This window comes from Methylosinus sp. H3A (genome assembly GCF_015709455.1).
In the GTDB taxonomy this organism is placed as follows: domain Bacteria; phylum Pseudomonadota; class Alphaproteobacteria; order Rhizobiales; family Beijerinckiaceae; genus Methylosinus.
The window spans coordinates 3,456,741-3,468,935 of record NZ_JADNQW010000005.1; the positions used below are offsets into that span (position 1 = coordinate 3,456,741).

Sequence of the window (12,195 nt, forward strand, 5' to 3'; positions counted from 1 at the left end):
GATAGCGTCGGGCGGGGTGCACCGAGGCGGCCGAAACCTTTCGACGCGTCTTCGCGCGTTCGAGGGTGGAGACCTTTCGCAGTGACGGCCCACGTCTGCTGCGAGTTTTCCGGCAATGTCCCCCCTTTTCGCACAGGGCGCCCTTTCGGGCGCCACATCTTGTCTCGCGCTTTTCTCCGCCTCTCTTCTCGTCCTGCTTCCCGCTCGCGTCGCGGGGCAGGAGGCTTTGCCCTCCGTCGAGATCGGCGCGGCGACCATCGTCTCCGCCGATCGCGTGGAGGAGCGCGTCGATAAATCATCCTCCGCCGTCACCGTGATTCCATCCGCGCAGATCGAGAAGCGCGCCGCGACAGGCCTCACCGAGGTTTTGCGCGGAACGCCGGGCCTCGATCTCTATGAGACCGGCGGCCCGGGCGCGCAGACCTCCGTCTTTCTACGTGGCGCGACGCCCGGCCAGACGCTCGTGCTGGTCGATGGCTTGCGCATCGGCGATCCGTCCTCGACGGACGGCTCGGTCGATCTCGGCGGCCTCGTCGCCTCGGATATCGAACGCATAGAGGTGCTGCGCGGCCCGCAATCGGCGCTCTACGGTTCCGACGCCATGGGCGGCGTCATTCATATCCTCACGCGCAAGGGCGAGGGGCGTCCGCGCGCCTCTATTCTGCTGGAAGGCGGCTCTTACGGAACCGCGCATTTGCGCGCGCGCGTTTCGGGAAGCGAGGATCGCTTGTGGTATGCATTCGCCATAGACGCGCTGACGGTCGACGGCCATCCACGCTACGGCTATCGCATCACGCGCCCACTGACGATCGGCGACAGCAAGACGCCGCTTCCGCCGCTTCCGCTCAATGACCCGACGAACAAGGGCGGCGCCAGCGCGCGGCTGGGCTATCGCGTGAGCGAGGATGTCGCGGTCGAAGCCGGCTTCTTCGGCTATGACAGCGCCATCCGCTTCGACAATCCCTATTCCTTCTCGGCGGTCGATATCTTCGATCCGCAGAATCATCAGCATGCGACTTTCGCGCAGGGCTTTGCGCGCATCGACGCCGACATGTTCGATAAAGCCTTGCACAATCGCTTCACTCTGTTCGGCAATGTGACGAACCGAGACGTGTGGCAGGCGCGCTCCTGCTATGACGCCAGCTACAATTCCTACAATTGCCGGCGCGGCTATCGTGGCGAGCGGCGCGGCTTCGAATATCAGGGCGATCTCACGCTCGGCGCCTTCGGCCTTCTGACCTTCGGCGCGCGCAATGAGACGGAATCTGTCCACACGTCGCAGGATCCCGTTCCGCCGACGACATTCACGCCCATCGACGCGGCGCAGACGACGCATTCGGGCTTTGCGCAACATAAGCTCACTTTATTCGAGCGTGTCGATCTCTCCTATGGCGGCCGCATCGATGCCGTCGATCAGAACCGCACATTCGCGACATGGCGCGCGACCGGCGCCTATCGCTTCGAGGAGACGGGAACGAAATTGCGCGGCAGCGCCGGCACAGGCGCGCGCGTCGCCTCGCTCTATCAGCGCTTCAGCCAATATGGCGATCCTGCGCTCGCGCCGGAGACGAGCGTCGGATATGACGTCGGCGTCGATCAATCCTTGTTCGGCGAGCGCCTCTACGCATCTGTGTCGCTGTTCGAGAATCGTTTTCGCGATCTCATCGAATTCGGCCGCGCGCCGAGTTGCGCTGCGACGCAGGCCTTCGGCTGCTATTACAATGTCGGCCGCGCACGCACGAAAGGCGTCGAATTTGCGGGCGAGGCGATCCTCGTTCCCGGCGAATGGCGTCTGCGCGCGAGCTACACGCATCTTGCGGCGGAAAATCTCGTGACGCATCGCAGCCTGTTCCGCCGGCCGCGCGACAAGGGAACCGCGTCTGTCGTCTATGCAGGCGTTCCGGGGCTCGAGCTCGAGGCGCGGCTCACCATCATCGGGCCCAATCCCGACTATGATTATATTTTCTCGCAACGCGTCACGCTCGCGCCTTTTGCGAAGCTCGATCTCTACGCCGATTATAAAATCGACGAACGCATGTCGGTGTTCGCGCGGATCGAGAACGTCAATGATGCGCGCTATGAGGAAGTCTACAATTACGGAACCGCGGGACGCTCCGTCTATGGCGGCGTGAAATTCAGCTGGTGACGGATTTTCGAGAGAGGAGAATCTCATGACGAATTTAACGCCGCAGCGAAGGACGGAGCCGGACGGAACGCCGGTCGATGTCTTCTCGCTGCCGACCGACGCGCAGAGTCTCGAAGCGCTGCTTCGCGATCTCTTCGAAAACCATTGGAGTGAGATCGTGTTCGGGCCGATCATTCAAGGCGCGGCTTTCGAGATCCATGCGGATCACGCGCCGACACGCGTCGGCTTGCTCGACGGCTATCTCACCGTCGCTTTCGGACAGACGCATTTCCACGTCTGCATCGGCGAGACGAAGGGCCCACGCAGCCGGCCGACGCCGCCGGAGCTCGCCATTCACAGACGCACGGCGCGCGCGGAGCTGCATCGTCGCTTCTCTGGAACATGCGTTCCAATGTCCTGGAGCCTGCAATTGTTCAATGGCGCGGATGAGCAGCAGCTCGCCGTGCTGTTGCCCAATCCCTTCCTTCATCCAGAAACGGAAAAAGTTCTGCGGGAGCCCGACTGGTCGCGGCTCTCTTTGTGGGATGCGCTGCGGGCGCGCTGGCTGGGGCTCGCAGAGCCCGATCCTGTCGATCGTCCCGCGCCCTGATCCCACGCCCGAATTCGTCTCCCGCTAGGGCGTTTCCAGCCGAAGTGGACACCGGTTCGGCGTTGGAAACGCGTCAAAACAAAAGCCTGGAGTCTTTCTGTGTTTCAGTGAAACACGGAAAGACTCCAGGAGACACAGAAGCATCGTCACTCGAAAAAGGAGAATCGCATGACTACGCTTTCACTTCCCGTCTTTGGCGAACGCAATCGGCTCTGGAGCGGCTCGCTCATTCTCGCCGGCGCGTTCTTCTCGCTCGCTTTCGCTTGCGCGGCGCCGCTCGCAGGCTTCGCCGCCATTGCCGCGCTGACCTGCTCGCGGCGCGGCGCGCTGGCGTCGACGGCGGCGATATGGCTCGCCAATCAGCTCGTCGGCTTCGCGATCCTGCATTATCCGACGGATTTCGAGACGCTCGCCTGGGGCGGCGCGCTCGGCGTCATCGCGCTTTTGTGCTGCGAGACGGCGCGCCTCGTCGCGCGCGTCGCTGTCGGCGCCGGCGCGCCGATCGCGGCGCTCGTCGCGAGCTTTCTCGTTTATGAGGGCGTTCTCTTCGTCATCACTCGCGCTGTCGGCGGCGATGTCTCGCATTACGCTCTCGCCGGCGTGACGCGCATTTTCGCCGTCGACGCCTGCGCCTTCTTCGGCCTCTGGGCCTTTGGCCTCGCCTGCGCCGCGGTGGGCGCAGCGCGGTCCTCGGCGCTCTCCTCGCGCGGCGCGTGAGGCGTTTCATTCGCTCGTCCTTTTCTCCGTGTGAGAGAAGGGCGAGCGAGCAAGGCGCGATGATCGGCGTCGTCGATGGTCTCGTCGCGCCTATTTCGGCGCATGCACCAGCAGGCGCGCGACGCGGCGCGGGTCCGCTTCGACGATCTCGAACTCCCAGCCGTCGATCGGCGCGGGCACGATCTCGCCGCGCATCGGCACATGGCCGGCGAGCGAGGCGACGAGGCCGCCGAGCGTCGTCACTTCGGCGCCGTCGTCATCGGGCGTGAAGTCGACGCCGAGCCGCTGCGAGACCTCCTCGAGATCGGCCTTCGCATCGATGAGGAAAACGCCGTCGGAGACCGTCTCTATGCGCGGCTCCTCATCGACGTCATGCTCGTCCTCTATGTCGCCGACGATCATCTCGACGATGTCCTCCATCGTCACGAGACCATGCGTGCCGCCATATTCGTCGATGACGAGCGCCAGATGGGTGCGCGTCGCCTGCATCTTCACGAGAAGATCGAGCGCCGGCATGGACGGAGGCACATAGAGCACCGGCTTCAGCACGGTGACGGTGGAGAGTTCCGCGGAAAAATCGATCGCGGCCAGCGAGACGGTCGGCGCATGCTCGGCTCGAGGCGCGTCCGGCGCGGCTGTCGTCGCGGGTTCGGCGCGTTCGGCGAGCGAAGCCAGATAATCGACGAAGTCGCGAATGTGGATCATGCCGCGCGGATCGTCGAGCGTGTCGCCATAGACGGGCAGGCGCGAGTGGCCGGCGTTGCGGAACAGCGCCAGAGTCTCGCCGAGCGTCGCGTCCTGGGCGGCGGCGACGATGTCGGCGCGCGGGATCATGGCGTCGGCGACGCGCAGATCATGCAGCGCCAGCACATTTTTCAGCAGCACGCGCTCATGCGGAGTGACGTCTCCGGCGGCGCCTTCCAGCGCCTCCTCTATGTCCTCGCGCACCGAGGGCGAGCCCAGCCCGATGAGCGCGCGCAGCCGATCGACGATGCCGCTCCGCTGCTCGCGTCGCGAGGCCGAATGCTCGCCGTTTTCCGTCCTAGACATTGTTGTTCGATTTTCCTGTCGATGAGAGCTCCGCCACGGGGTCGGAGCCTTCGTAAGGATCGGCGAGGCCGAGAGACGCCGCTATGCGTCGCTCCAGAGCCTCCATCGCTTCCGCCTCCCGTGGCGTCTGGTGGTCGTAGCCGATCAGGTGCAGAAATCCATGAATGAGCAAATGAGTGAGATGCGCGTCGAAGCTCTTGTCCTGCTCCGCGGCCTCGCGCGCGACCGTCTCATGCGCGATGACGATATCGCCGAGCGCCATACGGCGCGCGAGCGGGCCGGGCGTCTCGAAGGAGAGGACGTTGGTGGGCTTGTCGATCCCGCGCCATTGCGCGTTCAATTCGCGGATCGTCGCGTCATCGGTGAAATTGACGCTCAATTCGCAGTCCTGCGCGAGCGGCGCCGCCGTCTGGGCGACGCACTCGCGCACGGTACTCTCCGTCAGCTCGTCGAGCCCCGCCTGCTGTTCCCAGCAAGGCGCAGTGACGATGATGTCGATCGCGACGCTCATGGCTCTCGAGGCTTCGCCTTCTCCCGCCCGGCCGCCTCATAGGCGCCGACGATCTGCCGCACGAGGTCGTGGCGAACCACATCACCCTCGGCGAATTTCACACTTCCGACGCCCTCTATTCCCGAGAGCAAGGCGATCGCCTCGCTCAATCCGGACTTCTGGCCGGGCGGAAGGTCGGTCTGCGAGGGGTCGCCATTGACGATCATACGCGATCCGTCGCCGAGGCGGGTGAGAAACATTTTCATTTGCATGGAGGTGGCGTTCTGCGCCTCGTCCAGCAGCACGCAGGACTTGGTGAGCGTGCGCCCGCGCATGAAGGCGAGCGGCGCGACCTCGATCATGCCGGTCTGAATGCCGCGCTCCACCATGCGCGGGTCCATGAAGTCGTGCAGGCCGTCATAGATGGGCCGCATATAGGGGTCGACCTTCTCGCGCATGTCGCCGGGCAGGAAGCCCAGGCGCTCGCCGGCCTCGACCGCCGGCCGTGAGAGAATGATGCGCTCGACGACGCCCTGCTCGAGCAGAGAGACCGCATGTCCGACGGCGAGCCAGGTCTTGCCCGTGCCGGCCGGCCCCTCGGCGAAAACCAGCTCATGACGCTTCAGCGCCCGCAGATAGAGGTCTTGGGCGAGATTTCTGGCGCGCACCGGCCCGCGCCGGCGCGTCGCAACCTGCTCGAAGACGGCGCGGCCCGAGTCCGCATCCGGGAAGAGGCTGCCCTGGCGGGCCGATTCTTGAATCGCGCCATCCACGTCGCCTAGCCCCACATTCTGGCCGAGCTGCACGCGGCCATAGAGAATCTCCAGCACGCGGCGGGCCTGATCGCAGGCGTCGGGCCGGCCTTTGAGCGTGACATGATTGCCATTGGCGAAACAGGCGACGCCCAGGCGCCGCTCGATCTTGGCGAGATGCTGGTCGTAGAGTCCGAAGACGAGCGAGGCGTAGCGATTGTCCTCGAAGGCGAGCGTGACCTCCGCCTCCGGCTCGCCCGTGCGCGGCGCATCCGGTTGTTCGAAGACCCGTTTCTCGCGGTCGAGCGTCACAGCGCGGCCTCCCTCGCATCTTCCGGGGTCGTTCGGCCGGCGATGCGTCCGGCGAGCGAATTGGAGCCGGCGGCGACGATCGTCACCGGCACAGTCTTCCCGATAAGCTCCTCGCCGCCCAGCGCATGGACGGGCTGCATATAGGGGCTCTTGCCGGCGATCTGACCCTCGTGGCGGCCGGGCTTCTCGAACAGCACCTCGACGGTGCGGCCGACAGTGGCGGCGTTGAAGGCCTGCCGCTGCTCCTCGACCAGCGCCTGGAGGACGGCCAGCCGCTCGGATTTGACGCTCTCGTCGATCTGATCCTCGCGCTCGGCGCCCGGCGTGCCGGGGCGCGGCGAATATTTGAAGGAGAAGGTCGAGGCGAAGCCGACCGCGCGGATGAGTTCCAGCGTCGCCTCGAAATCCGCGTCGCTCTCGCCGGGAAAGCCGACGATGAAGTCCGAGGAGAGCGCAATATCCGGCCGCGCAGCGCGCAGGCGCGCGACGATGTCCAGATAGAAGCTCGCGTCATGGCGTCGGTTCATCGCTTTCAGTATGCGATTCGACCCGGATTGTACAGGAAGATGCACGAAGGGCGCCAGCGTCGGCAGGTCGGCGTGGGCGTCGATCAACTCCTGACTCATGTCGATCGGATGGCTCGTGGTGTAGCGCAGCCGCGTGACGCCTTCGATACGCTCGAGCCGCTCGAGCAGGCGGGGCAGGGACCAAGGCGCGCCATCCTCACCCATTCCACTATAAGCGTTGACGTTCTGGCCGATGATGGTGAGCTCGCGCACGCCGGCCGCGGCCAGCGCCTCCGCCTCCTCGACGATCTCGAGCGGCTTGCGCGAGACCTCGGCGCCGCGCGTGTAGGGCACGACGCAGAAGGAGCAGAATTTGTCGCATCCCTCCTGCGCGGTGACGAAGGCAGCCACGCCGCGCAGGCGCTTGCCCTCGGCCGCCGCCCGGCGCAGCGCGCGAAACTTGTCCTCGACGGCGAAATCCGTCTCCGCAATTCGCTCGCCGGCCTCGGCGCGGCTCAGGAGATCGGAGAGGCGGTGATAGCTCTGCGGCCCGACGACGAGATCGACGGCGCGTTGGCGGCGCAACACTTCCTCGCCCTCGGCCTGGGCGACGCAGCCGGCGACGACGATTCGATAATCGCGCCCTTCGGCCCCGCGCTCGGCCTTGAGCTTGGCGAGCCGCCCGAGCTCCGAATAGACCTTTTCTGTCGCCTTCTCGCGAATATGGCAGGTGTTGAGCACGACGAGATCGGCCTCGTCCTCATTGGCGGCCTCCGCATAGCCGCGCGCCGCGAGCAGATCCGTCATGCGTGTCGCATCATAGACGTTCATCTGGCAGCCATATGATTTCACATAGGCTTTCGCGGTCCCGAGCGCTGTCTCGGGTAGCGGGGCGGGCGCGGGCTTCGATGCGGCGTCGGAAATCTCGGTTTCTCCTCAATCGTCGGCGTGGTCTCCAGCCGAGGCGATATTACCTGTGCTTTCCCGGCCCGCAACGCCCGTCGCCAGAAGACCGCTCGCCGGAAGATCACGAACCAACGGTTCACGGACCAGAAGACCACGGACCTGGGCCTCGGTCGCCGCGGCGAGAGCCTTGCGGTCTCCTGAGCCTGGGTCCACCGCCTCGCCCCACAATATATAGCAATTTGCGCCGCCGCGCTTCATCAGGCTCCATAAATGTGGAAGAAAAGTCATATCGCCGTACCAGCCGACGTCGAGCCGGCGGCCGGCGGCGCTTTTCCTCTCCGTATAGAGAATCGCCGCCGGGGCGAGCGTCGGCGCGGCGGCGGCCGTGGCCGCGAGATCGCTGAGCATGGCGAAATGCGACGCGTTGAATTTCAGCACGCCGGCGCCATCGCTGGAGGTTCCCTCGGCGAAGACGACGATATCCTCGCCCTGTTTCAGTCGCTCGGCCAGCGCGGCGTTGACGATAGGGATCGCCCGCCGATTGCCGCGCTCGACGAAGACCGTGCCCTGCAGCCTCGCGAGAAAGCCGAGCACGGGCCAGGAAGCGACCTCGGATTTCGCCAGAAAGACCAGCGGATAGCGGCTCGCCAGAACGATGATGTCGGTCCAGGAGACGTGATTGGCGACGACGAATCGCGGGCTCGCGCCGGCGAGCCGGCCTTCCTCGCGCACATCTATGCCGATGATGGCGCACATGACGCGGCAGAAGCCGGTCTGGATGCTGTGACGCAGCTCCCAGCGCCGCTTGCGCGCCAGCCATTGGACCGGAACGAAGAAGACGAAGGCCCCGGTCATCGCCAGGGCGAAAGCGAGCGCGCGCAGATAGGGCATGGCCCTCCTTCCAACGCGCGAGCGACAGTTTCGTGACAGAGCGGATCGAGTTCCTCCCTCCCTCCCCAGGGCCGCGGCAAAGGCCTCGGCGCTTGACGGGCCGACTTTAATCACACTAAGTAGATAGAAGTAATATTATTGTGAGGCTTTGGTATGGTCGTTGTCGCGTTTCGGCGTCGTCTTCTCTCCGGTGTCGCCGCCGGTTCTCTGATCGTGGCGCCGGCGATGGCGGAAGAGGCCCTGGTCGAGGATGTCCAGGTCGGCGCCGGGGGCGAGACCGGATTGACGCGACAGGAGGAGAGGGTTCTGCTGAAAGCGCCGAGATCGGGCGGCGTCGTCGCGGGGCAAAGAGCGACCGAGGAACACCTCGAGCGTTTGTCCGATTTTTCCCAGCTCGTGCCCAACTACCGGCCGAACATCGCTAATCCCCAGACGACGACCCCGGCGATTCGTGGCGTCGGCGTGGGCGTCGGAACTGCCGCGGGCGTCGAATCTCAGACGGGATTCGTCGTCGACAATGTGTTCTACAAGCATGTCGGCTTCCAATGGGCCGACTATGTCGAGCTCGAATCTTTCGAGCTCGGTCTCGGTCCCCAAGGAACAGCGGGCGGCAAGAACACGACCGTCGGCAATGTCATCGTCCGCACGCAGCTTCCCTCCTTCGAGCGCCGGGCCACTTTCGAGACGTCCTTCGCAAACTACACCCATTTTATCGAGAAGTTGAATGTCACCGGGCCGGTCATAGACGACAAGCTCGCCTATCGGGCGACCTTCTATCTCGATAAGGGCGACGGTTGGATTCGCGATCAGAACACCGGCGCCGAGGTGTTGAACAATAATCGCTGGGGCGTTCGCGGCCAATTGCTCTATGTCGGCGAGACTGTCACCGACCGGCTGATTTTCTTTCGTCTGATGTCGGAAGAATACAATAGCTTCCTGAACGGGCCCTTCGGCGATTCGCTTCAACTCTTCGCCAATGGGACGCTGGCGGCGCCCTATTCGCAAACGCTCCGGTCGAGGCTCGGCCGTGTCCTTCTCACCACGGACCCCTACAAGCCCTATTACACGCGTGGCGGCACGCATCATACGCGCACGATAGGGACGTCGAACGAGCTGAATTGGCAGATAGGAGAAAACACGCTCACCTCGATTACCGCCTGGGGGGCCTTTCTGACACATCCGCACGGCCCGATGACCGGCTTTCAGACGCTCGAGATCAATAATAGTCCTGTCAACACATATGTGGATCAATATTCTCAGGAATTCCGCTTCGCTTCGCCGAAGGACCAGCCGTTGGAGTGGCAATTCGGCACATATTTATTCTATGAAAAGTTTTGGTCATATAGCCATAACGACTTTGGAAGCGACGCCGCGCAGTGGTACAACACGCCGGCGACTGATCCCGCGCTGCTCAATGGTTTCGTCTACCATAAGGACGGCAAAGCGACGACATTCCAGGTCGCGGGATTTGGACAGGCGACCTATCATCTCGACGAGCAATGGGCGCTGACCTTCGGCTTGCGAGACAGCTACGAGACCAAGAAGGCCTCCGACTTCGGCTGGGAGGAGGCCTGGAGCGTCAAATTCTCGCCGGCGCAAGTGGACGCCGCCATTCGTGGCGCGCTCGGCTCGGGCTTTTTTGACACCGGCGGAACGAGCGTGTCACGCAACATGCTCACCGGAATTTTCAATCCCTCCTATAAATATAATGAAAACATTCTCCTGTTCGGCCTGGTCGGACGCGGCGAGAAGGCGGGGGCGGCGAATGTCGCCGCCCTGCCGATCATATCCGGCACGACATTCAAGGGATTTCAGCCCGTCATCACCAAGGCCGAAAGCAATTGGGACTATGAGCTCGGCGTCAAGACGAATTGGCTCGACGGCAAGCTCATCGCCAATTTCAATCTCTATTGGACCGATATTTACAACTTTCAGGCCACGCAGGTCGACACGAGCTACACCGACAGCACAGGGCAGCCTCTGCGCTTGAGCTATATGGGCAATGTGCCGCATGTCCGGCTGCGCGGCTTCGAATTCACCGGCCGTTGGAATCCGATCGAACGGCTGTGGTTCAGCTTCAACGGCGCCTACACAGAGGCGCGTTACATCGACTATTCGAACGCCGCTCCTCCTTCCGATTGGATTTGGCCGACTCCCAATCCTGCGCCTGCGGGATTCGTCAAAGCGCCTCTGAATCTGTCTCGCTCGAACACGCGCTGGGAGAATCTGCCGAAATGGGCCATTAACGTCGGCGTGAACTACGACCGTCCGTTAGGGCCGATTCTTCGCGACCTCGGTCCGGATTGGGACCGTTCGATCACGGGATTCGGTTACGTCAATCTCGCCTGGCAGGACAAGACCCAGCTGACCCATCCGTTTTCCGTGTTCCAATACTGGCAGCCCGCTTATTCGATCGTGAATGCGGGACTCGGCCTGCGCACCGACGACCAACGATATACCGTGTCGCTCTGGGCCAAGAATGTCTTCGATCAGCGATATATAACGGCGTGGTCGCAAGGCAACGCCACCACGCAGGCGACTGTCGGCATGCAGAATGCGCCGCGCTATTTCGGCGGCACAATTCAGGTCAGGCTCGAATGAGCGACCTTCACAGCTCACATCGCATCGTCAGCGCCGCCTGCCGCTCGCCATCGGGGCGCTGGTAATAATTCTCGCGCCGGCCGATCGTCTTGAAGCCGAGCCGCTCATAGACCTTCAGCGCCGCCACATTGTCTGCGGCCACCTCGAGGAAGACGAGCCGCGCTCCGCCGCGCTCGAGATTGGTGAGATGCGCCGCGAGCAGCGCCCGCCCGAGCCCGGTTCCGCGGCGCGCCGGATCGACGGCGAAGGTCAATATCTCCGCATCCGGCGGCAGCAGGCGCGACAGCGCCATGCCGCCCATTTCGTCCTTGAGCAGACGCTCGTTCATCGCGCCGTCGGCGAGAACGATGCGGTCGGTCAAAAGACTCTCGAAGTCGATCTTGGACCAGGGAAAGGCGAAGGAGGCCGCATGAAGCTTGGCGCAGTCATAGGCGTGATCGGCCCCGATCGGGCGGATCACGTAGTGCGGCTTGGGGAAGAATGTCGAGAACAAACTCATGACGCTGCAGCTCACACGCCGGCCGGGGCGTCTTGCAGCGGACGTTCCTGAGACGGACGTTCCTGAGGCTTGGCGTCCGGCGCCTTCAGATAGAGCGGACGGGCCGGCGCTGTCTCCGGATTGGCCGCGAGGCCGAGCCGAGCGACAAAGGCGATGTCGGGCGCCGCAGCCCGGCTCGCGACCTCCGCCTCGAGGCCGGCGAGGCGGGCCTCCTCCGCCAGCAGCGGCGCGCCCGAGCCGATGAGGCGCAGCGGGCCGGAGCCCAGCGCCCTCAGCGCCTCATGGGCGCCGACGCGGCGGGGCGAGAGCAGCGTGCGGCCGTCCGGCCCATAGGCCGTCACATAGACCTGGCCGTGGCGCGCGTCGATCGCCGCCGCCACCACGCCGTCGAAGGGAATGAGGATGTAGGGCGCCGCCAGCGCCGCCAGAGTCGAGACGCCGACGATGGGCGCCTTCACGGCGAGGGCGATGGCCTGGCCCGCCGCGAGCCCGATTCGGATGCCGGTGAAGGAGCCGGGCCCGACCGTGACCGCGACGCGCCCTATGGAGGCGAAGCCGCCGCCCGCCGCGGCGACGACGCGCTCGACGAGCGGCAGCAATTCCTCGGCGTGGCCGCGCTCCATCGGCGCCGTCTCGCTGGCGATAGGGTCAGCGGCGCCCAGATCGAGCACGCAGGCGGAAACGGCGGGCAGCGCCGTGTCTATGGCGAGGATTCTCATTGCCGGCGGATTATGAC

11 protein-coding genes are annotated in these 12,195 nt (G+C 64.3%); 4 read left to right on the forward strand and 7 right to left on the reverse strand.

The annotated features are described in order from the left end of the window. The first annotated feature begins 115 nt into the window (after positions 1-115). The 3 genes from IY145_RS18970 to IY145_RS18980 all read left to right on the forward strand — a co-directional run bounded on the left by IY145_RS18970 (position 116) and on the right by IY145_RS18980 (position 3,452). A complete protein-coding gene (locus tag IY145_RS18970; protein ID WP_196409635.1) occupies positions 116-2,146 on the forward strand; it encodes a TonB-dependent siderophore receptor in 2,031 nt (676 codons plus the stop codon). Between the two features lie 25 nt (positions 2,147-2,171). After that, positions 2,172-2,735 carry a hypothetical protein gene (locus IY145_RS18975; protein WP_196409636.1) on the forward strand — a complete coding sequence of 188 codons (564 nt, stop codon included), beginning with the start codon at positions 2,172-2,174 and terminating at the stop codon, positions 2,733-2,735. 168 nt (positions 2,736-2,903) lie between these two features. Further along, the gene (locus IY145_RS18980) at positions 2,904-3,452 is read left to right on the forward strand and encodes a hypothetical protein (RefSeq protein ID WP_196409637.1); all 549 of its coding nucleotides are present in this window, start codon (positions 2,904-2,906) and stop codon (positions 3,450-3,452) included. Between the two features lie 90 nt (positions 3,453-3,542). Here IY145_RS18980 and IY145_RS18985 read toward each other — a convergent pair whose 3' ends face one another. From IY145_RS18985 to IY145_RS19005, 5 genes are all read right to left on the reverse strand, one after another. Further along, positions 3,543-4,502, reverse strand: a complete 960-nt coding sequence (locus IY145_RS18985; RefSeq protein ID WP_196409638.1) for a hemolysin family protein — start codon at positions 4,500-4,502, stop codon at positions 3,543-3,545. Further along, positions 4,495-5,013 (reverse strand): rRNA maturation RNase YbeY, encoded by a 519-nt coding sequence (ybeY, locus tag IY145_RS18990; RefSeq protein ID WP_196409639.1) that lies wholly within the window; start codon positions 5,011-5,013, stop codon positions 4,495-4,497. The genes IY145_RS18985 and ybeY overlap by 8 nt, the downstream gene beginning before the upstream one ends. After that, positions 5,010-6,056, reverse strand: a complete 1,047-nt coding sequence (locus IY145_RS18995) for a PhoH family protein (RefSeq protein ID WP_196409640.1) — start codon at positions 6,054-6,056, stop codon at positions 5,010-5,012. The genes ybeY and IY145_RS18995 overlap by 4 nt, the downstream gene beginning before the upstream one ends. After that, positions 6,053-7,393, reverse strand: coding sequence for a tRNA (N6-isopentenyl adenosine(37)-C2)-methylthiotransferase MiaB (miaB, locus tag IY145_RS19000; protein ID WP_210332852.1), 1,341 nt, complete (start codon positions 7,391-7,393; stop codon positions 6,053-6,055). The genes IY145_RS18995 and miaB overlap by 4 nt, the downstream gene beginning before the upstream one ends. A 105-nt stretch (positions 7,394-7,498) precedes the next feature. Further along, positions 7,499-8,359 (reverse strand): lysophospholipid acyltransferase family protein, encoded by an 861-nt coding sequence (locus tag IY145_RS19005; protein ID WP_196409641.1) that lies wholly within the window; start codon positions 8,357-8,359, stop codon positions 7,499-7,501. 153 nt (positions 8,360-8,512) lie between these two features. Here IY145_RS19005 and IY145_RS19010 point away from each other — a divergent pair, with 153 nt between their 5' ends. Beyond that, positions 8,513-10,960: a TonB-dependent receptor gene (locus IY145_RS19010; RefSeq protein ID WP_196409642.1), complete on the forward strand. Its 2,448-nt coding sequence runs from the start codon at positions 8,513-8,515 to the stop codon at positions 10,958-10,960. A 7-nt stretch (positions 10,961-10,967) separates the two neighbouring features. On the opposite strand, the gene IY145_RS19015 is transcribed toward IY145_RS19010, so the two are convergent. After that, complete coding sequence (locus tag IY145_RS19015; protein ID WP_196409643.1) at positions 10,968-11,459, reverse strand: GNAT family N-acetyltransferase; 492 nt, start codon at positions 11,457-11,459, stop codon at positions 10,968-10,970. A gap of 11 nt (positions 11,460-11,470) precedes the next feature. Further along, the gene (gene tsaB / locus IY145_RS19020) at positions 11,471-12,178 is read right to left on the reverse strand and encodes a tRNA (adenosine(37)-N6)-threonylcarbamoyltransferase complex dimerization subunit type 1 TsaB (RefSeq protein ID WP_196409644.1); all 708 of its coding nucleotides are present in this window, start codon (positions 12,176-12,178) and stop codon (positions 11,471-11,473) included. Positions 12,179-12,195: the final 17 nt, after the last annotated feature.

Coding starts and splice junctions, on each gene's coding strand:
- IY145_RS18970 (WP_196409635.1), top strand. CDS start 116: ATGTCCCCCCTTTTCGCACAGGGCGCCCTTTCGGGCGCCACATCTTGT.
- IY145_RS18975 (WP_196409636.1), top strand. CDS start 2,172: ATGACGAATTTAACGCCGCAGCGAAGGACGGAGCCGGACGGAACGCCG.
- IY145_RS18980 (WP_196409637.1), top strand. CDS start 2,904: ATGACTACGCTTTCACTTCCCGTCTTTGGCGAACGCAATCGGCTCTGG.
- IY145_RS18985 (WP_196409638.1), bottom strand. CDS start 4,502: ATGTCTAGGACGGAAAACGGCGAGCATTCGGCCTCGCGACGCGAGCAG.
- ybeY (WP_196409639.1), bottom strand. CDS start 5,013: ATGAGCGTCGCGATCGACATCATCGTCACTGCGCCTTGCTGGGAACAG.
- miaB (WP_210332852.1), bottom strand. CDS start 7,393: ATGAACGTCTATGATGCGACACGCATGACGGATCTGCTCGCGGCGCGC.
- IY145_RS19005 (WP_196409641.1), bottom strand. CDS start 8,359: ATGCCCTATCTGCGCGCGCTCGCTTTCGCCCTGGCGATGACCGGGGCC.
- IY145_RS19010 (WP_196409642.1), top strand. CDS start 8,513: ATGGTCGTTGTCGCGTTTCGGCGTCGTCTTCTCTCCGGTGTCGCCGCC.
- IY145_RS19015 (WP_196409643.1), bottom strand. CDS start 11,459: ATGAGTTTGTTCTCGACATTCTTCCCCAAGCCGCACTACGTGATCCGC.
- tsaB (WP_196409644.1), bottom strand. CDS start 12,178: ATGAGAATCCTCGCCATAGACACGGCGCTGCCCGCCGTTTCCGCCTGC.